We start from the raw sequence: 22,844 nt of genomic DNA on the forward strand, positions 1-22,844 counted from the left end.
TTCATTGTCTTTCTGGTAAGAAACCTTTTATCAAATAATTACCCATTGACACTTCATTCTTTCTATCCTTTACCGGAGTAAAGCCGATTTTGGATGTACTTTTCGAAAAAAGACCTTCTGAGGAAATAAAGGTAAAAATCGTTTTAATTTATTGTTAAATCTCGTTCTAGCTCTTAATAACAGTAGGATTTAAATATAAGGATTGTATGTTTGATTGTCAAGATCTATAGGACGATAATCAATGTGGGTATATTTTTCCTGATCATTCCACGATTCAAAAACTCCCAACCCTAATTCAGCTGCATAAAACTCAACTAGACCTGTAGCCTGTGAACCAACTTCTCTTCTTATATAATCTATCATAACTGAATCTGTTGCTACAGGATCAACTCCAAAGAAAAGAGTTTCTGGGGGTTTGTTACCAAATGATTTCCATAGCGTGGGCGGAGCGGTATTTACATTGGGGTTCCCCATAATACCGTCACCTATAATTAACCTGGTTTTATTTCGGAAAACCGGGTTATTATTAATGTCTGCCAGGAGTTTTGCAAATGAATCGGCATTGTGTGCTGGAGAGCGCCCGTGTGCATCAGCAGTATAGGAAACACTCCCAAAATTATTCTTCAAACTTAATGTTACTCTTCCAACGGTTTTAAATCCATGTCCTTTTAACTGAGGCATGTTGATTATGTAGGTTGCGTTAACAAATATTTTAGCAGGTTTTATTTTTTCAGCGTAAGCTGTGCTTGTTGATGCATATTCCGAGTTATCCGAAACATAACCCGATAGAAAAATATTAGGTCTTCCCTCAATATATGGTCCGGAATTTTCATTTACATAGTACTTTATTTCTTTATCATAGATTCTCTCTCTAAACTGATCATGAACTGGTCTTGAGGGATCGGTTATCCATATATTTTCGGATGGGACACCAATAGATCTCAATCCTTTTATTACCGAATTTACAATTGCTGCGTAATTAAGCATGCTCGTATCTGAATCATCATCAAAATAAAACCCGTTTGTATAATGCCAGTTATTATTGAAATTCACTTTTATTGCAACCGTTTCTCCACTTTTGTATGGGATTATTTTTCTCCATCCATCTTGAGGGGAAGTTGTCCCAGTCAATTCCATTATTCCGATCTCTACCATCTTGTCTATTTCAGATTGATTCATGTAGTTATTCGGATTTCCCACTCCTTTCCATGTAGTGGAATTTGAATTATGAACCGCTACAACTCTATGAGGAGAAGGGAGATCATAAGCAGCTGGAATTGTTGCATATTGAGTATTAATTCCCAGTTCTTCTTGCTCAGATTCGGATAAAACTTTTCCATGCACTCCAGGCTCAATTGGAGGAATAATCGGGTTATTATAACGCGCAAGTAAAAATAATCCAGCTATTGAAGCTGCGACCAGTACACCTAAAAGTAGTTTACTTAATTTAATATCTTGATTTAAAAAAAGTTTAATCTTCTCGCTGTATAATAGGAGTATCGCAAAGGTACTTATATTTGCAATGGCAGCTTTCTGACAGGGGTAAACAATTCTAGAAGGTTTTGTTCCGGATCTGCACACCAGCCAGAATAAGTTTGCAAAAATTACAAATAATAAACTATTTTTAAATTTATGACTCAAATAACTTATCTTATATTTAAAGGATGTTTTTTTGTGGTTAGTGAATGTGTGAGACTGAGTTTCATTATGAGAATGACAATGATGCTCTTTATCTTCTTCCATCAGTACCTACCTTTACGCCTCAGTTCCAAAATCTTGTGTTAAAACAAATGTGATGTCACTATATAAAGTTTATAATTTTTAATTAAATAATGATGTAACCATACAATAATGCAGATTTATTAACTGGTTCTACTTCTCAAGAGTCCTTTATATTCAGGTTTTACTATGGGACTGAAGCACCTTGAACTGAAAACCAGATAACGAAAATATTCAATGGGAGGTCTTCCTTCCAGTCTTAGCTGTTAGGTATAGAAAATTAGAGGGTAACAGCTCGCTTAAAGCCCTAATCAAAACTTTTTTATATTTTAGCGTATTGTTATTACAGTAGTATATTATCATAGTAGTGATATAACATTACTTCAATGAGTTTACAATACAGCCTGACAGACACTTAAATACTTGGAAGGTATTCTTATGTTGTTGAGCACCATCACGTCTAGCATTATTTCTTCAAGCGCTATTTCATCGAGTGCAATTTCAATGCTTACGACCCCTGGACTTCCTCAGTATGGGGCTACAGTGACTATCGGGCTTATAGTTCTCCTTTCTCTAAAAGAAGTGTTATCTGCTTCTGAAAAATGGAATAAATATCTCAATAATTCTTTTAATCTGGCAATTGTTCCTTTGCTTTTCAGTTTTGTAGCAATTGTATTTTTCAAAGTTTTACAGATCATCTGATCATCTCAAAGGTCATCTGATCGTCTCATAGGTATTTGACTGTTTCACAGGTCAGGTGATTCATAGCTTCTCTAGCTAGAATTCTCTTTTTTATTATGCTTTTTCATACTTTTCATATGTTTTTATATACTTTTTATGCTTTTTATGAGAATAAATATTGAGACACGGCTGCTAATACATGGATCAGAATAAAAAAATTGTAATTAGCATAATAAGAGAATTTTAAGCTTAACTGGCTCCTTAAAATGATTTAAAGGGGCTGTCAGAACGGTGTCCAGCTGCTTAGATAGTGAGGCAGGATTCCGAAAAGAAAAACATTAATGAAACCGTGCATTAGAACAATAAACGGCAGACTTCTTGTTTTGTAAAAGGCAATACCCATTAACAATCCTACAAACCCGGTATAAAGGATTTCATGGAAGGTGCCATATCCAGAGTGCATGAGCCCGAACAGGATACTTGTAATTAACAGAGCTTCTTTCACACTCAAAGCCTGCTCTAGTCTGGTCTGGAGAATTGACCTGAAAATAAGCTCCTCAACTAAACCCACAAAGAAGACCATTATAATAGTTAACTTAAGGAGACTTTCAAAGGAAAGATCAGGGATCAGGTATCCTGTTCGAATGGTCAGATATTCTCCAAGCCCGAGCAAAAAACTCAAGGGCAGTGAGAGAGCAACATAACTCAGGAAATTTTTTGTGGTAATTCCGATCTCTTCTAAAGAATCTTTCTGATGCATTACTATGACAGCTAGTGGAATTGCCAGAGGGCTATAAATAAAAACAAAAGCGTAAAGGGTAGTTTCAAAGAACACAGGCATTGAAAGGTTTATTAGCCTCAGCACAGGGAGAAGCATCAGAGCCTGGTAAATTCTAAGTATTTTAAGATCTTTTATGAGCATGTTGGAAAGAGAAAGCCCAATTAAGATTCCGATATGTATCCAGACCGCTAATCCCATTCTCCCTGAAAAGATAAGAAGTTCGGCAAGTGCTATGAACAGAACAGGAGCTAAGGTAAAGAGCCTGAGCCTTTCGGTTTTAAAAATTTCCTGACTTATCTCGTCAAATCTGGTTAATTCAAACTTTTTATTTGGGAATTCGGCTAATTTTTGCTCCAGCGCAGTAATATGCCGATGCGTTAGGAGAATAAGAATCCCAGTGCATATCCCACCAAACATATAAATAATGTCCACATACCACCCAATTTTCTGGAAAAGGCTGGGATTTTCATAGGGCAGCAAAGTAAATCCGTAGTCTGTTTCATCTTGCAGGATTTCAGTAGAGATTCCATCTGAAACTGGTCCTGTCAGTGCAGAAGAGGGAAGTTCGAAATTACCTGCGGATGCAGTTCCGGGAAAGATTGCCAGTAAAACCAGAGTCAGAATTAATGCAGATATTACAGGACTCAATTTTTCTGATGTTTTATGGAAACTAATCAGTTTTTGCACGGAAAATACTCCTTTTTAAGGCAGGTTCAGGTCTATGTAGGGGTTTTGTGTTTTTAAGTTCCCTGTGTACCCTTTGTTTTGAAGGGGGGCTTTGTCCGGGGCTCGTGCCCCTTACTCTCACTCCATCACAGCAAGATGTAGTTTAGGAAATCCGCATGTGCAAAGGCTGCCAGGTTGAGAATTAGGAGGCTGGCATTTGCAGCCATCCTTCTGCGGTTCATCCCTTAGCTGTTTTCGTTTTCGTTCACGTTTATCCAGAGGTGCAGATCCCTGTAGGGCGTGGTTTTGTCGGTCTCGTTGAAAAGCAGGAACTCAAGCTTCATGTTCTGACCTACCAAGGGTGGGGTAAATGTGACAGTCTCTTCCCAGGTCTCGTTGTGGTCAAGGGTTATATGCTGCAGGTTTTCTGGAAGGGGAAGCAACTGGTTTTCAAGCCTTACTTGCATTGTGTAATTTACAGGCCTGTATTCATGGTTTACAATGCCAACAATCATGGTCCCACTCTGCCCGAGCGTGTAATCTGTAGTGTAATTGTCAGCTATTCCTTGCGGACCAAGCACGTAAAATTCGGTAAAGTGTTCTCCTTCTTTTGGAGTTAAGATTACATACTCCAGGGTTGCGACAGACATGAGAATTGACAGGATAAGGATAATCGTGAGAGCTCTGTCCAGCTTTGACTCCGGTTTCTCAAGGATCTCGTTTTTGAGCGAAAGGGCAGCTGCGCTGAAAGAAATCTCGAAAGCCTCAGTTTCAGGAAGGCTTGCCCGCCTTATATATGCAAGCCAGCACATGATAAATATGAATATGGATAGGCATACAAGCACAGGAAGGAGCCTGATCCCAAAAGGCGTATAATTGAGGACAAGCCCTATCAGGGGCACTATTGCAATGCTTAGCCCAAATGAAAGTGCAGTCCTTTCAATTCCGTCAAGGTCGGATTTTGCGGGAAAAAGTGCAGCAATTAAGGCGTACCCCGGCAGGAAAAGTACAAGAGGCAGCCCAAGTACGTTCCGGAGTATAGTCTCATTTATTCCGGGGGCAAGCACAAATATGTCCGTAAGGAGCACGAGCCCTATGACAATCAAGAGGTCTGAGGGAATTCTTTTTCCAGTCATGCGGGTCCATCCGGCTTATAATCAAAAGATACTGTAGATATATTTTTTTAATGGTAGCAATACTTCTCTCCAATGCATTTTATTCTTTCGCTTTATTTAAGATAGCAAGTATTTTTTCCTTATAAATTTTTTCAGTTTTACCTTTTTCTGCCTTCTCATACTTCTTTTTTACCTTTTTTCGGACTTCTTGATCTTTCTGCTTCCCTCTGCTTTTTTTCTGTTTTTAAGTTTTCTTTTTCCTGATATGTGGCAAACGAGTTGGCTCTATGGTTTTTTCCTGGATCTTTTTCTCGCTTATTTTTTTTCTTTTCTCAGCCAGGAGGTGCGGCAAGTCGCATATTAAGATAGGCGCAGCCATAAGGGCGCAGGGCTGAAAAGAGAGTTTTTGAGCAGGCAAGGCAACCCCGGTAATTGAGCTCAGATTTTTCTCAAGTTCTCTTGATGCTGTTTCTGTTCCCGAGTTTCCGACTCTTTGAGGTTTAAGTTTTCGTTTATTTACTTAGTACTCTATTCAAAGAATAATTTTTCTCAATATCGCAATTAACATTAAAATTATGTATTTGTTCTACCGGGGCTGCTTGATTAATATTGATTTTTTAGTATTATTTTATGATAATGTAAATTCGCTAAATTAATATATACGCTCCTTATTGATCCATTAATATATTGGGATGTCAATATACTAACTTCATATAATTATTATTAGAGCTGTCAGGCATGCTGCTTTGACTTGCACTTTCAGAGCGCATCAGAACCTTGTGATAAGGCTCTAGATGATGCGTTTATTCAATTGGAGTAAAGCTGCCTGGGTATTGGAATTATATCCAACATTTTAAATATTTGTTCTCTAAACTTTTATTTATTTTATACTATACTCATCTATTATAGTATTCCATAACATCCTCAAAATTCCAAGACAATTGAGGGCAATTCATAAAAATTTTAAAAAAGTATTTATACTATAAGTTCATAAGAGGTTGAACAGATGAATAATGAGCTTTCCCCCGATAAAAGCTCTCAGTGCATGGTTCAATGCGAAGAAAAAACATGCAAGGAGGTTACAGTCCCTCAAAACATAACTGTGGTTCTCCCTGCATATAATGAGGAAGTTGCCATTGGAAGCATTGTCCTGCTAACATGCAAGTACGCAGACAACGTGATCGTGGTCGATGACGGCAGTTCAGACCGCACAGCCGACGTTGCCAGGAAAGCGGGCGCTGAGGTCATTGTTCACGAAGTGAATAAGGGAAAAGGAAGGGCTCTTAAAACAGGCTTTACAGCAGCAGTCGCTCTGGGCGCAGACATTATTGTGACCATGGACTCCGACGGCCAGCACAACCCGGCTGATATCCCGAAACTGGTTGAACCCATCCTGAAAGGTGAAGCCGACATGGTCAACGGCAGCCGGTACCTCAATGGTCTGGGCAAGAATACCCCAGCCTACCGCCGCGTGGGTCAGACCATTCTCGACGAAGTAACGAACCTCAACTCCGGCCTCCATATAACCGATTCCCAGAGCGGTTTTCGTGCGTTTGCCGCTTCTACAAAAGGCGTTTTTCGCTTCACTGCCAAAGGCATGGCAATTGAAAGCGAAATGTTAGCCGACGCCGGCCGCCACGGCCTCCGCATAACCGAAGTTGAAATCAGTGTCCGTTACGATGTTGACGGATCGACAGAAAACCCAATAAAACACGGTTTTGGGGTTCTTATGATGGTTCTGAAAGATATCGAATTCAACAGGCCTCTCTACTACCTGACATTACCTGGATCAATTCTTGGAATTATCGGGCTTATTATGGGTGTCATTTTCCTTCGCGAGTTCATCCTGGGAAAAAACCTGTATTTCGGGCCTACCATGCTCATGGTTCTGTGTATTGTTATAGGGAGTTTTATGGCTTTGATGGGTATTATGCTGCATTCGGTATCTACGATTCTGAGGGATGCGCTGAAAGGTTAAAAGAGAAAAGGAGTAAAATTGATTTTTTTTCTTGAAATATTAAGAGTTGGATCTTATAACCATCTCTCTACATATGATTGATGAGTTTAGTAATCCATTTAGGTGAAACGTCTTAAAAACAGATAAGACTATGATATAATGGTTCCGTAGAAATGGTTTCGTAGAAAAACTATCTAAATTAATGTTAAGGGCTAAGGCTAACTGCTGAAAATATAGATCACAAGACCCAGTTCAAACTAATGCAGATTTGTTATTTCATAAGTTTTCTACAAAGCCGATTTTTTTCAATACTGTAACTGGCATCAAAATCATATCTTTGTCTTCTTAATACTGTATTAATAATATTAATCTCTTGATAGGTATTTTATGATAATGTGAATCCGCTGGGTTTATATACCTATTTCTTAATGCTCCATTTTTATGTTGCCATCTAAACGTATTAACTCTATATTATTTGTTGCAATCTCCCTACTAACTGTTTCTACCTGAACACTCAAAATGAGCTAGAATGGAATTGTAATACTTTAGCCACATGCATTTATTCAGATTAAAGCGAAATCGTCCGGGTATTGAAATTGTAACTAACATTTAAAATATTTTTCCTAAAAATTTTTATTTATTTTATATTATATTAATTCATTATAATATTATCACATACATTAATATTTGGAACAGTATTAGCAAAAAATTTAAATAAGTTCTTGTAATATAAGTTCAGAAAAGAGGTTGAACAGATGAATAATGAGCTTAACACCGGTAAAAGTTCTCAGTGCATGATTCAATGCGAGGAAAAAGCATACAAGGAGGTTACAGTCCCTCAGAACATAACTGTGGTTCTTCCTGCTTATAATGAGGAGGTCTCTATCGGAAGCATAGTCCTGCTAACTAGCCAGTATGCAGACAACGTGATCGTGGTCGATGACGGCAGTTCGGACCGCACAGCCGAGGTCGCCGGGAAAGCAGGCGCCGAAGTTGTTCGCCATGAAACGAACCGCGGAAAAGGCGCAGCTCTCAAAACCGGCTTTACAGCCGCAGCCGACCTGGGTGCAGACGTCATTGTGACCATGGACTCCGACGGTCAGCACAACCCCGCCGAGATCCCGCGGCTGGTTGCCCCAATCCTCAAAGGCGAAGCCGACATGGTCAACGGCAGCCGATACCTCAACGGCCTTGACAAGAATACCCCAGCCTACCGCCGCGTCGGGCAGACAATCCTCGACGGAGTAACAAATCTCAACTCCGGCCTCCGGATCACAGATTCCCAGAGCGGCTTCCGAGCCTTCTCAGCCTCAACAAAAGACGTCTTCCGCTTCACTGCCAAAGGCATGGCAATTGAAAGCGAAATGCTAGCCGACGCCGGTCGCCACGGCCTTCGCATAACCGAAGTCGAAATCGGCGTCCGTTACGATGTTGACGGATCAACAGAAAACCCAATAAAACACGGTCTTGGGGTTCTTATGATGGTTCTGAAAGATATCGAATTCAATAGGCCTCTTTACTACCTGACATTACCTGGATCAATTCTTGGAATTATCGGGCTTATTATGGGTGCCATTTTCCTTCACGATTTCACACTGGGAAAAGGCCTGTACTTTGGCCTACCATGCTCATGGTTCTGTGTATTGTTGTGGGGATGTTTATGGCTTTGATGGGTATTATGCTGCATTCGGTATCTACGATTCTGAGGGATGCGCTGAAGGGTTAAATATTTAAAATGGCTTTAATCTCTGAGATTTAATATTTCTTCTAAAGTCTATCTAAGAACTAAACCAACTCTTGAGAAGGTTCGATCTTAATGCCTCGAAAGAAATCTGTAAGCATAGTCATTCTTTCATACAACAACAGGGAAGACTTGGAAGAATGCATCCCTTCTTTAATGTCTCAAACATATCAAGATTTTGAGATTATTGTAGTGGACAATGCATCTATGGACGGCAGTGAAGAATTCATAAGAACCAACTATCCCATGATAAAAGTAGTTCAGACAGGAAAAAACCTTGGATACCCTGCAGGTAATAACGCAGGCTTTGAGGTTGCAGAAGGTGAATATATTGTAGTTGTGAATCCAGATACTGTTGCAGATCCAGAATGGCTTGCTGAACTAATTAAGCCCTTAGAACGCGACCATACAATTGCAGCTACTACTTCAAAAATCCTGATCTATTACCAGAAAGACAGAATAAACACATGTGCAAACACAAGCCACCTTACTGGACTTACCTTTTGTAGAGGACTCAATAAGTCTGTGGATGAATTCAACAACTTCCAGGCAGTAGGTGCAGTCTCAGGTTGTTCCTTTGCAATAAGACGTGATGTTTTAAAGTATATCAACGGATTTGACCCTGACTTTTTCCTTTATATGGAAGATGCGGACCTTTCATGGAGAATACGTTTTGCGGGCGGTAAAATTCTGTATGTTCCTGAGTCCATAATATATCATAAATTCAATCTGTCAATAGCTCCCTGGAAAGAGTTCTACCTTGAAAGAAACCGTTATTTAATTTTATTGAAAAATCTCGATACGAAAACATTGCTATTGCTAACTCCTGCACTTGCAATAACTGAAATTGTAACAATGAGCCATGCTGTTTTAAATGGCCCCAAATACGTAAAAAGCAAATTGATGGCTTATTTATGGATAATAAAGCATATTAGAGCTATTTCAATAAAAAGAGACGAAACCCTTTCTAAAAAAAGAGTCACAGATAAGGAGTTTTTTGGACTGCTAGACTGGAGTATTCCTTTTGAACAGGTTATTGAAAACCCTATAATGAAAAGAACGACTGATATTATTTTCAATTCTTTTTATGCATTGAATATGAAAGTAATAAGAAGAATAGTCTAATTAAAAATCACAAAAACAGGGTTGATTACTGTACTGCTGCTTTACTTTGATTATTTTTTTGAAAGACTACTGGATGGATATAAAAATGAAAATATGTCTTACATGTTCCCATGGCGGTCATCTTACAGAAATTCTCCAACTAATGGATGCGTTCCAGGGTCAAGATATTTTTTTCATAACATATGAAGGAGCCAGAACAAGTGAGCTCCCAAAAAAATATACTCTAAAAAATCTGGGAAAAAATCCTGTAAGATTCTTGCTCAGTATTCCTAAAGTATTCAATATTCTGCTGCGCGAAAAACCAGATATTGTTATTTCAACTGGTTCTGAAATTGCAATCCCTGTCTTTTATACTGCAAAATTGCTTCGGATAAAAACCATGTTTATTGAAAGCCTTTGCAGAGTTGAGGAACCTTCGCTAAGCGGAAAAATAGTCTATCCCGTTTCAGATGTCTTTTTAGTCCAGTGGAAACAGTTACTTTCCAAATTCGGGAAAAAAGCACAGTACTGGGGGAATGTCCTTTGATTTTTGTGACTGTTGGGAGCCATTATCAGGGTTTTGACAGATTAATTAAAAAAGTAGATGAGATTGCAGGAAAAATTGATGAAGATGTAGTAATGCAAATCGGAAATACAAAGTATAAGCCTGTAAATGCAGAGTATTTTGAATTCGCGGAATACTCTAAGGTTCAAAAACTTAATTCAAGTGCTAGAATCGTAATCAGCCATGCAGGTGTTGGATCAATTTTAACCGCATTGGAACAAAAAACTCATCTTATAATTGTTCCCCGCTTAAAAAAATATGGGGAAGTTGTAGATGACCACCAGTTACAAATTGCAAAAGAAATGTCAGATAATTCTAATGTTACGGTTATCTATGATCTAGAAGAACTTGAAGGATCCTTAAAAACAGATTTTTCTTTCACAAAAGACTGTAACAGGAACAAACTTGTTCAATCTCTAAAAAGATACATCTATTCAATTTCTTAACATGCTTATTGGTTTGATTATTTATGAGAATCTGTGTAATTACATCTGCGAAATTCCCACCTGAAGAAGGAATCGGTAATTATATTTATAATATGTCAAAGGAATTTATTCGAAAAGGGCATCAAGTTACTGTCATTACACGAGGGTCTTCCAAAGCTCAAGAAGAAAACTTTGAAGGTATCCGATTATATAGAGCTCCGTTTTTTCCTTTATATCCCCTTCACGTACAAGTTCACGGAGTATTTGTAAATAAATTGTTCGCTTCAATTAAGTCTGATTTTGATGTAGTACATTACCATACTCCTCTACCTCCACCTATTAAAACAAATCTTCCAACAGTTACTACTGTACACACTCCTATGAAAACTGATACTGGAATGGTAGAGCTGGTAAATCCATTTTCTCTAGCAGTAAAGCTGCAAGGAAAGGTAAGCTGTCTGATTGAATCAAGATTGTTTAATATTTCTGATATAATTACATCAGTTGCAAGCTCTGTATCTCAAGAACTAGGCGAATATGGGTTAAATCCAGGTGATGTAGAAGTCATAGGCAACGGTGTAGATGAGAATTTGTTCTGTCCTATCCAGAATAAGACAAATGAGAAATATATTCTATATACAGGCCGGTTAAGTTACAGAAAAGGACTAGTTGATTTTATTGAATGTGGTATTAGTGTTTGTTCACGATATCCAGATGTCAATTTCAAACTTACAGGAAAAGGACCTTTATTTGAGAAATTAAAAGGAATTGTTCACGAGTCCGGCTATCAGGATAGGTTTGAATTTTTGGGTCATGTCGAGAAAAGTAAGTTAATCGAATTATATCAAAATGCAACAATATTCGTGTTGCCATCTCATTATGAAGGTCTCCCCACTACACTGCTTGAAGCAATGTCCTGTGGTCTACCTGTTGTTGCAACTGCAGTAAGCGGGAATCTAGATGTTATAGAATCAGGAAAAAATGGAATTCTTGTTCCTATAAAATCACCTGACAGAATGGCTGAAGCGGTATCTTTTCTTTTGGATAACGAAAAGTTGAGAACAGAACTTGGAATTGCAGCAAGAAAAACAATTGAACAAAAATTTACATGGAGTGCAATCTCTGATAAAATTCTTCGCTGCTATTACTCTATTTGTAAGGAGCCGGTTGCAATATGAAAGTCTGTATCGTATGTTATGGATTAACCGAAAATAATATCCGGCTTCAGCCCTGGAGATACTTCTCTGAAATTGCAATTGGCCTTTCCAAGAAAAACTTTGATGTTACGATTATTACCGATGGTTCTTCAGAGGGACAAAATCTTACTGGCATTCCAATAAGGCATGTAAAAAAGCTGAGGAAATTGCCATTCCAATCTAATACGGAATTGGTCTCTCTAATTAAATCCGAACAACCAGACATAATTTTATGGTCAGTCACGGCTCTTGATTATCTCTATTTGAATATATTTAAACAAATAGGCATCCCTGTAATTGGATTGTTTACTGGACCCATTTACAAACCCTCAGATATAACAAGAATCGGGACTCACGAAATACTTAAAAATATAAAATTCTTATCAGCACACATTCTTTACGCTTCCTTGCCATCTTTTTTTATTCGTGGGCTTGTGAATTCTTTACATTGCAATAAAATATTTGTCATGAGCCGTAAAAATAAAGAGATAATTATAGAGAAGGGCGGGGATATACGCAAGGTTGCTCATGTTCCAGCAGGCATAGAAGAGTCTGATTTTATGAAATCTAATGAATTTAATTCAATTATCAGCAAATATAAGCTTGACAAAAATTCATTTAATATTCTCTACTTTGGGTCTCCTCTGAGCATCAGAGGTACAGATTCCCTTATTAAAGCAGTTTCAAAAGTAAGAACTCAACATCCTTTGATTAAACTTATAATTCTTTCGAGGCGCAGAGACGGTGAATTGAGTCATGAAGAAATGGAGATTCAGGACTTAATTCTAAAACTCGGCTTAGAAAAAAATGTACAGATAATCTCCGGCTTCCTGGATAAAGATGAAGTGAAAGAATTCATTACTTTTTCCAGCTTGATCGCTTTACCCTTTAAAATTGTCCCATCTGACGTGCCAACAAGTATTCTTGAATCTATGGCTATGGGAAAAACTGTCATTTCTACAGCTCTTGACGGTATACCCGAGTTACTTGAAGACGGTAGAGGGTTTATTGTCCAACCAAATAATGACGAAGATCTAGCTGAGAAAATTAGTTTTTTAATTCAAAACCGAGATTTGACAAAGAGAACTGGTAAAAAAGCTGCCTTGTATATGCAAACATACCCGAGATGGCATGACGTGTCAGAACATGTAGTATCTGAGATTAAACAAGTTTTAGGCAGAAGATCAATAAGCAAGGTGGGTTTATGATCCAAAAGCCTATGTTCATATGTATTACAGGGATTGACGGGGTAGGAAAAACAACTCATGTCAATTTAATTCTAGAACACTTGCGTAAAAAAGGCATCAAATGTCAATATAAATGGCTTCGTTTTCATCATTTATTCTCACTGCCATTACTAGCTTTTTGCAGAGTTGCAGGCTATACACGTGTGTCTACTCTTGGGGGTTCTCAAAAGTGCTCATACCATGAGTTCTACAAGTCAAGATTTATCTCGACAATATATCCCTGGATTTTATTTCTGGATACCCTATTATTTACAATCATAAAGGTCTATATCCCAATGCTCTTTGGTACAACTATTGTTTGTGATCGTTTTGTATATGATACGTTAATAGATGTAGCTGTAGCAACTAAAGATCATGAAATATACAGAAAACCTGTTGGTAAATTATTCCTTAAACTAATACCGAAAAATGCACATTTTGTAATGCTGGATCTTGATAAATCTACTATATTTTCTAGAAGACCTGAACTGAAAGACGATCTAACTTTTAACGAGCGTTATGCTTTATATGAGAGTTTATCGTCCCAACTTAATATTCATGTTGAAAAAAACTGTGATAATGTGACCCGAGTAAACTGTTCGATATTAAGTAAACTATTTAGGTGTTAATATGGCAAGAAAAATATATGCGAATATAAACCTAGGACCTTTAACACCAATTTTTAGATTTAAAATTGTGATTATTCTTACAAATTGGTTATTTCAGGGAATATTGTATGCGGATAAAACAGAGAAAATTTTCAAACTATGTCTTGATGCAATTTTTACCTTTATAATATATAAAATTGTTTTAGGCCTAGGCATCCATATTAGTTTACTAGAGGCTTTCTTAATATCGCATACATTTAACTGGATATTTAATGGGCAACTATTTGCATTAGCGAAAAATTTTGGCATTGTGCATAACGATCCTGAAAAAATAATTGATTATGCTTATGGAATTAAAGAGAGAGCTTCAGGAGAAAAAAGCATTAACAGTGTAATTGTGTATGGCAGTCTTGTAAGGAGTGAAATTAAAAAGACTTCAGATCTCGATTTAAGAATTATTAGAAAAAAAGGTTTATTAAACGGATTAAGAGCATCTCTTTTTGGATTTAAAGAACGAAGTAGGGCATTCTTCCATCAATTCCCTCTCGACATGTACGTTGTAGATAGTCCCAAGCATTTATTGAAAATGAGATCAGACGAGGAGCCACTTGTACTTTATGATACTGATAGAGTTTTGAATAAATAGGGGGAATACATCAAAATATTTTATGATGACCTAGATACATATTAAGTTTCCTAAATAATACACAATTCTATAAATTTACTTTTAATTAGTAAAAGTTCAATATTATTTTGAATAATAATAGAATCATAATTTGAAATATAAATCATAGGCAAATTTTAATTTAACAATAAATTATATTAAAAAGAGCGTTTAAGATGGCCAGGTTACATAAAATATGCACTGCAATGTTATTGTTTATATTTTCTCTATTGCCATTTATTCTATATTCAAAAAATAGTATTATAGATCCTTTTTTACTACAACACGTTTCAAATCTAATTTTAAATAGAGATGTTGGTAATGTAGATTTTGTTGGTGCAAATCTTATTTATATAAAAGGATTCGGAGTAATGTTATTAATTTTAGAAAAAATTACAGGAATTAATTTACAAACTCTTCAATTCTGTGTGATTGTAGGTCCAATCTTCTTAATCAGTTATTATACTCTCTCAAGAGAATTTACTAGATCAAATATTCATTCTCTCCTTTTAATGACTACATTAGCCTTCGGATTTGCTACCTCATACTATAGCGTTTGGCCACATGGATGGGGCTTCACTCTTTACATTATTTTTGTCTATTTATATTTAAAACTTATATCCAATAGTGTATTAATAATAAAGGCAAGATACATTATTTTACTATTAATTGTTTTTGCTGCTACTAATTTTTATTCATATACGGCTGAAGTTTGGATGATTATATTTTCAATTATAGTTAATTTTTTAATTTTACTTTATTCGCATGCTTATAATAAAAATTTAAAAAATTATTTGACGCAAAATATATTAATAGTATTCATAACACTCTTTCTTATCTTTAATGATATAGCCTTTAATTCGTATCTACCAAAGATAAAGTTCAATGCAATATATGACTCGGCGCTTTCATTTCTTCATCCATTTTTTAGTTTTTTAGGTAGTGTTGTAACAGAGCAGTACAAATATGCGTACCATCCAGAGTCTCCTAAATTATTGGTTTTAATTAATGCTTTAATATTAGTTCTGTTAGTGTTACCAGTTTTAGTATCCATTTTTTTTGATATTAAGAATTTACTTAATAAAGACTTTAACGTCGACTTTGTCAAAACTTCTATTATTAAATATCCTCTTGTTGTAGTTGGTTTGGCAGATACTATTATATATTCTTTGGTAGGTGTCTTCTTTTTGAGATATATTCTCTTTATGTTTCCAATATTAGCCGTCGCTTCCGTAACTCGTTTTGAAGCAAAAAGCAAACAAAGATTCATAACTTTATTCGTATGTTGTATTTTACTCTTATCTATCTTTTCTTTTTGTTGGAATTGGTCTTTGGACTTAAAGAACACGTCTAAGTCTCAATATAAAGAGTTCAACTATGGGGCGAATTGGATTTATAATAATGGTATCAATACGCAAATTCTATCAGATCATTATACTGTTTCGTTATATCAAATTACATTTGCAGAAATGGGAGATAAATTGGATGGCAGGTACTACTCAGAAGAAGATTTCTACCATTTAGTAGACCCAAATTTTTTGGAACGTAATGATGGTTATTTCAAAAATTACTATGTTATAATTAACCAAGAATTTAAAAACAAAAAAACGTGGGCTGGTGGTTGGAATGACTTTACCCCTATTGTCATTCATGAGCATAATATTGAACGCAATATAAACTTAAATAAAATTTATGATGATAGGATCACTTCTATTTTTAGAAGTTCCTAACAATTTAGTAAGTGGCAAAATCTACATCTAGATTTGTATCATTTGCATACCTCTGTTAATTGTTAACTTTCAAAGATTTATAATAACAACCAATTAATGCTCTATTTATCTTATATTTAAGATCATAAACTAAATGTTTTGTGTATCGTATAATTTATGATCTGTACACAATATTTTGAACCTGTTAATATATAGCTTAAATTATAATACAACACAGGACAATTTTGTAATATATTCAATAAAAGATTCACTTATTTCTTAGTAAATATAGTTAAAGTTAAAAGAACTTGGTAAATGTAGAGATCATCTAAATCATCTTAATACTTATTTCACCCAAACTAACGAGTAGTTTTACGAAGCTAAACAAATTGGTATATTATAGTTCATACTAAAAATAATTTTATTCTAAAATTTTGAGATCTAGTGAGATTTTAATTTTTTTTGAAATTTAGAATCCAATTAATTGTCCTGAGCATAGGATTTACAGAAACAACCTTGAGTTCTAAGACTAGTACTTATAAAAAATTCCTTGGAATAAACCTTTTAAACTATATGAGATAACATTTAAGTTTTTATTCCTTATAAACATAAACAAACAACTAAGTGGTAATTGATATAAAATAAAATATATAGTTGAAGAGAAGTATTCTAGTTTTGTAGCATATTTTTTGTGAAATATCAATCTATTTCTGGCGGAATAATAAATTCTATAAGTTTTTATTTTTTTGATCGAGACAGATTCTTTATGCCAGATTTTAGAGCTTGGTACATAGACTAATTCAAAACCATTTCTATTCGCTTTAACCGAATAATCTATATCTTCCCATAGTAAAAAATAATCCGTAGGAAGCATACCAATTTTTTCAATAACCTCTCGTTTAATTAACATGCACGATCCAGCAACAAAATCAACATTTTTAATTTGATTAAATTGTTCATCATCTATCTTTTTCTGACCTATATGTTTTGGTTGCCCTGTGTACCAATTAATTTTTGCGCCAGCGTAATATATCATATTGTCTGGTTCTGCATAGTAAGTTTTAGGGCCGAGAATTCCGATCTTTTCATTTGAATTTGCAATTTTAACCAATTCACTTAAAAAATGCGGGTCAACTACTGTGTCATTATTTAATATCAAAACATAATCTGCTTTATTATTAATTGCATATTGTATACCTACATTATTGCCCTTTGAATATCCCAAATTTTCCTTATTTACAATCAATTTAATATCAACTAGTTCTTGGAACTCTTCTACTGATCCATCTGTAGATGCATTATCAATCACTATTACTTCATAATTAGGATATGTTATATTCTTTAGAGACTTAAGACAGTCTATTGTATCCTCCTTTCCATTCCAATTCAATACTATAATACTAACTTTTGGATTTTTCTCCAGTTATGATCCCTCCAGCTTTTGACATTATACGCTATCTTTATAAGCTTTATATTTTCGATTGTAAAGTCTTCAAATTTATATAATGAGTGTATCCCACAACTCACTTTGCTCGCACTCGTGCTATTTTTAAATTGCTTTCATAGTCAGAAACCCGGCTCATATCTCAGATTCGAGATTTAGAGAAGGAGTTCTGTTTAAATATTGAATTTGATTACAATGCCTATTGGATTTGATTTTGTACTTAAGGTATGTAAGCCCTAACGATTATTCACCTCACATTCCGCAGATGTATACAGATGTGTTATTTACTTACCAATTTGCTTTATTATCTCATCAAGCTTGAATTCAGTTTTTAACTTATTGCTATATCGAGAAAATAGATGTTATTTTTGCATACATGTGCAGAAAATAGGATTCAACATTATGACCTCATGAATTATGCTCCAGAACTGCTCCGTCTCTTGTTGGAGGCAGATTGTAGTAATCCCGATAAATAGCATACCATAGATGCCAAATCCAATAACCCATGTCTCAGCTACTGTATTGGCTCCGAGGAATGCTCCAATATATGCTCCAGTCACGAGTACCCATCTCACAATCTTCCTGGCAGAACCTGCAACAAGGTGCAGGAGCGCCACTTCATTAAGGAGGTACCAGAGGCTGAAACTGACAACTGCCGTAGCGGCCACGGCTGTGAGTGTGCCAAATAGATATACTGAAAGCAGATTGAGGGCCACTGCTCCGATGAGGGATGCCGCTGCAAGGACAAAGTATGTTCTCTGTTTCCTGTAAACCTTGAAGAAGTTGGCATGGAGGATATTTATCTGTCCGCTAAACCCGATCGTGCATAGAAGGATCGCCATCAGGGGAAGGCTATCGGAATATTGAGGAAGATAGTACTTTATCCCGACAGAAAAAGGGAAATATGCAGCGAGTACTCCTGCCCAGAAGATCACAAGTGCGGATTTGAGTAGGTCGTATGCCTTTGTTCTGGTTTTAGCGCTCGACCCGGAGAGGTAAGGGAAAAAGACCTGCGATACTGCCTGAAGAAAGATCGTAGCGAGGCCGCACATTGTCATAGCAAAAGTGTAGACAGCAAATTGGGTGATAGGGAAAAACGACCCGATGGTCAACCGATCGATTGTTGCGAAGATTAGTGCAGTGAAATTTCCCAGTAAGACGAAAATTCCGATCCCGATATTTTCTTTCCCGTACTGGAGCAGGGACTTCCTATCAGTAGTATGGTAGAACAAGCAGTCACGACTATTAAATATAAACAGAAATACTATAGTAATCCCCGTAGCCATGGTTGCAAGGATTACTGAGAAGTAACTGAAGTACCCGCTAAAGAGTATAAGTAAGACAAATATAATAAACAGTAACCCTCTTCCGATATTGACTGCTGTCACAAGTTTAAAGCGTTTTGCTGCTTGCGCTGTGAAAAGAAAGAATGTTAGTAGATTGACGATGATAGCATTGACCAGCACGGCTAGAGCTATCTCCTTGTAGGATATATCGACAAGTCCAACAATCATTATAAGGATACCGACAGTAACTCCCTGTTCCAAAAGGATAAACCTGAAAGTTGTGGGGATTTCTTCTCTGAAGGCTTCAAAGTCTTTTCCTGCCCACCTGACAAGAATACCGTCGAGGAACCCTAAGTGCAGGATACCTACGTAAGTCGTGTAGAGTAGGAAAAGTTGCCAGTAACCATAATCAGTTGTAGAGAGATACTTTGGAATAATGAGACTCTGGATAAATCCGAAGATCAGGAGGAGGGCTTGTCCGAAAGAATATATAAGAACGTCACTACTGAACGCTTGAAGGTTAAAACCGTTGCTTTCTCCAATTTGTTGTTTCACTTACATGCCCCTGTATGAAAAAGTGGGGATACTTCCTTTTACGGATCGAGCTCTGTTCTATCATCTGTGAATAGTATCTTAGAAAAAGCCCTCTCTATGTGGGCTATTTGATCTTTCCTTCTGAATCATCAGGCTGGCTCTCAACAAACTCTCAAATGTTCCGGCGTCACTCCAGAACCCTTTGAATATCCTGTACTCCATAACCTCCTTATTTACATAGTAATTATTTACGTCTGTTATCTCAAGTTCTCCTCTTCGAGAAGGCTTTAGTGTTTTAATTACATCAAAAACACCAGAGTCATAAATATAAAGTCCTGTAACCGCGAAATTGGATTTTGGTTCTCTTGGCTTTTCTTCGATGTCTACTACTTTCTCACCCTTTAGTTCTGCAACTCCAAACCTGTAAGCGTCAGGCACTTCTTTCAGGAAAATTTTGGCACCGGTTTTGAAACTTTTGACATCTTCTTTTATATTGTCCTGGAAGATATTGTCGCCTAAAATTACAGTTACGCTGTCTCCATCAACAAAATCTTTTGCTAGATAGAGTGCCTGGGCAATTCCTCCAGCCTGTTCCTGGATCTCATAGGTAAAATGTACTCCGTGATCTGCCCCTGAGCCTAAAAGTTCAAGAAAATGTCCTGCGTGCCCTTTGCCTGAGACTATCATTATATCTTTTATTCCGGCACTTATCAGAGTCTCAAGTGGGTAGTAAATCATTGGTTTGTCGTAAACTGGCAAAAGATGCTTGTTTGTAACTTTAGTCAGAGGGTAGAGTCTGCTACCTGTGCCGCCTGCAAGTATTACGCCTTTCATATATTTCTCTCCTTCAAATAGGCTTCAAGTGCTTCTTTCCAGTGCCTCATAGGTTCAGTTTTGGTGTTTGCAAGAACTGAATACTTCGGTCTTTTTGCTTTTCTTGAGAATTCTTCACTTGTACAGGGAAGTACGTTATCAATAATAGAAGAGGCAAATTCGTACCAGGAACAGACCCCGTCATTTGTAATGTGATAAATTCCGGGTTCAAGTTCAATTATCTCCTTTACTCTGGCAGCCAGGTCTATTGTGTAGGTAGGTTTGCCGAACTGGTCGTTGACTACCTTTACAGTATCCATTTCTCTGGATAATCTCAGCATGGTCTCAACGAAATTTTTCCCGTGAGTACCAAAAAGCCAGGAAATTCTAATGATCCTGTAATCGCCCATACATTCAATGATTCTCCTCTCACCAAGAAGCTTTGAACGTCCATAGACATTAATCGGGTTTGGAGTGTCGGATTCTGCATATTCTTTCTTAGAACCATCAAAAATATAGTCAGTACTGAAATGAACCAGTTTAGCTCCAGCAATAGAGCAGGCTTCTGCAATATTTCCAGGCCCATTTCCGTTTACTTCATACGCCAGTTCCTGGTTATCCTCGCAGCCATCTACATCAGTATAGGCAGCAGCATTGATCACTACATCTGGACTGATTTCCCTGATAGCTTTCAGAACATGCTCCCGGCTTGTGATATCGAGGTCTTTGTGAGTAAACTTAACTGCATCAGGAAAAACTTTGCAAAGGTCTGATCCAAGCATCCCGCTGGAACCGATGATCAGCGTTTTAATGGCTCCCACCACCATCGATTTTCTACATACCACCTGACTGTCTGTTCCAGAGCTGCATCAAAATTATATTTGGGTTTCCAGCCCATTTTCTCCAGCTTGCTGCCGTCGAGCGAATATCTGAAATCGTGGCCCTTCCGGTCTTCAACATATTCGATTGAAGATTCGTCTTTGCCGAGCATTTTAAGAAGGCGGTAAGTAATTTCGAGGTTTGTAAGTTCGTTTCCGCCGTCTATGTTGTAGATTTCTCCGCTATTGCCGTTGTGAAGGACAAAATCTACTGCAGAACAATGATCTTCGACATAAATCCAGTCCCGAACATTAAGACCGGTCCCATAGACAGGTACCTTTTTCCCTTCCATCAACCTGCTGATGAAAAAAGGAATTAGTTTCTCAGGGTACTGATATGGCCCGAAGTTGTTCGTACATCGGGTTATGCAAACGGGCAGACCATAGGTTGTATAGTAGGACATTGCAAGGAGATCTGAGCCTGCTTTGCTTGAAGAATAGGGGCTTGAAGGATTCAGGTTATCGGTCTCGGTAAAGGAACCCTCCACTGTGCTTCCATACACCTCATCAGTTGAAACATGAATGAACTTTTTTATATTATTTGCAAGTGCGCTCTGGAGAAGGGTATTTGTCCCAAGCACATTTGTTCTGACGAAAACCGAACCATCCTCTATTGACCGGTCAACATGGCTTTCGGCTGCGAAATGGACAACCTGATCTGCTTCCTTCATTACTTCATTGACGATAAGAGGGTCGCAGATATCGCCTTTGACAAAAGAATAATTCGGATTATTTTCAACATCTTTTAGGTTGGTTAGGTTTCCTGCATATGTCAGTTTATCAAGATTTACAATTTGATAATCTGGATATTTTTCCAGCATATAATGTATGAAATTGCTGCCTATAAATCCGCAGCCGCCAGTAACCAACAGTTTCAATTTAGTCACCTTTTTGTCACGTGCATTTATTATATCTGTTTTTATCCTATGGTTGGTTATAGAACTTAGTTGAAAACTTTAAATATTAAAAATTCATTTTAGCATTTCCAAATTCTGGCAGGAGTTTGTCTTTCTCTGAAAGTTTTATGTCTTTCTCAGGGACTTTCCAGTCAATTCTTAAGGAAGAATCATTGTAAATTATGCCAGCTTCAGCTTCAGGGTGATAGTATTCATCACATTTGTACGTAAAAACTGCAGTTTCGCTTAGGACGGAAAAACCGTGAGCAAAGCCTTTTGGGATTAAAAATTGTCTTTTGTTCTCTGCGGAAAGTTCTACCCCTACCCATTCTCCAAAAGTAGGTGAATTTTTTCTCAGGTCTACGGCAACGTCATAAACTTTTCCTTTGAGAACTCTCACAAGTTTTGCCTGGCTGTAAGGGGCTAACTGGTAGTGAAGTCCCCGGATAACTCCATACGAAGATTTGGATTCATTGTCCTGAACGAAGTTATACTGTTTTCCCGTTAACACCTCCAGCTTTTTCTTATTGTAACTCTCAAAAAAATAGCCGCGGTCGTCTGTGAATATCTTTGGTTCTATTATCACGAGATCTTCTATTTTGGTTTTTATCAGATTCATCTCGTTTGCCTCTTCATTAATTCTCAGGCCGATTGTCGTGACTCTTTGATTATATTAATTTTTTATTGAATTACATTTTGTAATTATTTAAAGTATTTGGTTTGTGTTTATATCTTATTAATCTTATTTTTCCCCAGAACGGGTTTAATTATATTTCTTATTTTATAATCTCAAAAAAGAAATTGTAGTTCTAAATCACATATAATTCTCAAATATT

19 protein-coding genes are annotated in these 22,844 nt (G+C 36.8%); 9 read left to right on the forward strand and 10 right to left on the reverse strand.

The window, feature by feature from the left end; translation table 11 throughout:
* Positions 1–189: 189 nt before the first annotated feature.
* From AOB57_RS10375 to AOB57_RS10390, 4 genes are all read right to left on the reverse strand, one after another.
* Entirely contained in the window at positions 190–1,743 is a 1,554-nt protein-coding gene (locus tag AOB57_RS10375) for a DUF362 domain-containing protein (protein ID WP_048167040.1), read from the reverse strand.
* A 503-nt stretch (positions 1,744–2,246) separates the two neighbouring features.
* A complete protein-coding gene (locus tag AOB57_RS10380) occupies positions 2,247–2,417 on the reverse strand; it encodes a hypothetical protein (protein WP_156149729.1) in 171 nt (56 codons plus the stop codon).
* Between the two features lie 266 nt (positions 2,418–2,683).
* Positions 2,684–3,829, reverse strand: coding sequence for a CPBP family intramembrane glutamic endopeptidase (locus AOB57_RS10385; protein ID WP_226999472.1), 1,146 nt, complete (start codon positions 3,827–3,829; stop codon positions 2,684–2,686).
* Positions 3,830–4,092: 263 nt separating this feature from the next.
* Positions 4,093–4,983 (reverse strand): DUF1616 domain-containing protein, encoded by an 891-nt coding sequence (locus tag AOB57_RS10390; RefSeq protein ID WP_048167038.1) that lies wholly within the window; start codon positions 4,981–4,983, stop codon positions 4,093–4,095.
* Positions 4,984–5,968: 985 nt separating this feature from the next.
* Here AOB57_RS10390 and AOB57_RS10395 point away from each other — a divergent pair.
* From AOB57_RS10395 to AOB57_RS10440, 9 genes are all read left to right on the forward strand, one after another.
* Positions 5,969–6,940, forward strand: a complete 972-nt coding sequence (locus AOB57_RS10395; RefSeq protein ID WP_054299464.1) for a glycosyltransferase family 2 protein — start codon at positions 5,969–5,971, stop codon at positions 6,938–6,940.
* A gap of 734 nt (positions 6,941–7,674) precedes the next feature.
* On the forward strand, positions 7,675–8,589 hold the full coding sequence (locus AOB57_RS10400; RefSeq protein ID WP_319592643.1) for a glycosyltransferase family 2 protein: 915 nt from the start codon (positions 7,675–7,677) through the stop codon (positions 8,587–8,589).
* A gap of 146 nt (positions 8,590–8,735) precedes the next feature.
* Positions 8,736–9,785 (forward strand): glycosyltransferase family 2 protein, encoded by a 1,050-nt coding sequence (locus AOB57_RS10405; RefSeq protein WP_054299463.1) that lies wholly within the window; start codon positions 8,736–8,738, stop codon positions 9,783–9,785.
* Between the two features lie 85 nt (positions 9,786–9,870).
* Complete coding sequence (pssD, locus tag AOB57_RS10410; protein WP_054299520.1) at positions 9,871–10,311, forward strand: PssD/Cps14F family polysaccharide biosynthesis glycosyltransferase; 441 nt, start codon at positions 9,871–9,873, stop codon at positions 10,309–10,311.
* A 5-nt stretch (positions 10,312–10,316) separates the two neighbouring features.
* Positions 10,317–10,775 carry a PssE/Cps14G family polysaccharide biosynthesis glycosyltransferase gene (pssE, locus tag AOB57_RS10415; RefSeq protein WP_226999695.1) on the forward strand — a complete coding sequence of 153 codons (459 nt, stop codon included), beginning with the start codon at positions 10,317–10,319 and terminating at the stop codon, positions 10,773–10,775.
* A gap of 23 nt (positions 10,776–10,798) precedes the next feature.
* The gene (locus AOB57_RS10420) at positions 10,799–11,932 is read left to right on the forward strand and encodes a glycosyltransferase family 4 protein (RefSeq protein WP_054299461.1); all 1,134 of its coding nucleotides are present in this window, start codon (positions 10,799–10,801) and stop codon (positions 11,930–11,932) included.
* Positions 11,929–13,158 carry a glycosyltransferase family 4 protein gene (locus AOB57_RS10425; protein WP_054299460.1) on the forward strand — a complete coding sequence of 410 codons (1,230 nt, stop codon included), beginning with the start codon at positions 11,929–11,931 and terminating at the stop codon, positions 13,156–13,158. The genes AOB57_RS10420 and AOB57_RS10425 overlap by 4 nt, the downstream gene beginning before the upstream one ends.
* Positions 13,159–13,806: 648 nt before the next feature.
* On the forward strand, positions 13,807–14,430 hold the full coding sequence (locus AOB57_RS10435) for a hypothetical protein (protein WP_054299458.1): 624 nt from the start codon (positions 13,807–13,809) through the stop codon (positions 14,428–14,430).
* 194 nt (positions 14,431–14,624) lie between these two features.
* Positions 14,625–16,178 carry a hypothetical protein gene (locus AOB57_RS10440; protein ID WP_054299457.1) on the forward strand — a complete coding sequence of 518 codons (1,554 nt, stop codon included), beginning with the start codon at positions 14,625–14,627 and terminating at the stop codon, positions 16,176–16,178.
* A gap of 508 nt (positions 16,179–16,686) precedes the next feature.
* Here the strand turns inward: AOB57_RS10440 and AOB57_RS10445 are convergent.
* From AOB57_RS10445 to rfbC, 6 genes are all read right to left on the reverse strand, one after another.
* Positions 16,687–17,580 (reverse strand): glycosyltransferase family 2 protein, encoded by an 894-nt coding sequence (locus tag AOB57_RS10445; protein WP_082384280.1) that lies wholly within the window; start codon positions 17,578–17,580, stop codon positions 16,687–16,689.
* A 383-nt stretch (positions 17,581–17,963) separates the two neighbouring features.
* Positions 17,964–19,442 carry an MATE family efflux transporter gene (locus AOB57_RS10450; RefSeq protein WP_054299455.1) on the reverse strand — a complete coding sequence of 493 codons (1,479 nt, stop codon included), beginning with the start codon at positions 19,440–19,442 and terminating at the stop codon, positions 17,964–17,966.
* A gap of 78 nt (positions 19,443–19,520) precedes the next feature.
* Entirely contained in the window at positions 19,521–20,255 is a 735-nt protein-coding gene (locus AOB57_RS10455; RefSeq protein WP_054299454.1) for a sugar phosphate nucleotidyltransferase, read from the reverse strand.
* Entirely contained in the window at positions 20,252–21,061 is an 810-nt protein-coding gene (rfbD, locus tag AOB57_RS10460) for a dTDP-4-dehydrorhamnose reductase (RefSeq protein WP_054299453.1), read from the reverse strand. The genes AOB57_RS10455 and rfbD overlap by 4 nt, the downstream gene beginning before the upstream one ends.
* Positions 21,034–21,990 carry a dTDP-glucose 4,6-dehydratase gene (gene rfbB, locus AOB57_RS10465; RefSeq protein ID WP_054299452.1) on the reverse strand — a complete coding sequence of 319 codons (957 nt, stop codon included), beginning with the start codon at positions 21,988–21,990 and terminating at the stop codon, positions 21,034–21,036. The genes rfbD and rfbB overlap by 28 nt, the downstream gene beginning before the upstream one ends.
* Positions 21,991–22,075: 85 nt before the next feature.
* Positions 22,076–22,627, reverse strand: a complete 552-nt coding sequence (gene rfbC, locus AOB57_RS10470; protein WP_048167026.1) for a dTDP-4-dehydrorhamnose 3,5-epimerase — start codon at positions 22,625–22,627, stop codon at positions 22,076–22,078.
* Positions 22,628–22,844 lie beyond the last annotated feature (217 nt).

Origin of the sequence: Methanosarcina flavescens (genome assembly GCF_001304615.2) — an archaeon.
GTDB lineage: Archaea > Halobacteriota > Methanosarcinia > Methanosarcinales > Methanosarcinaceae > Methanosarcina > Methanosarcina flavescens.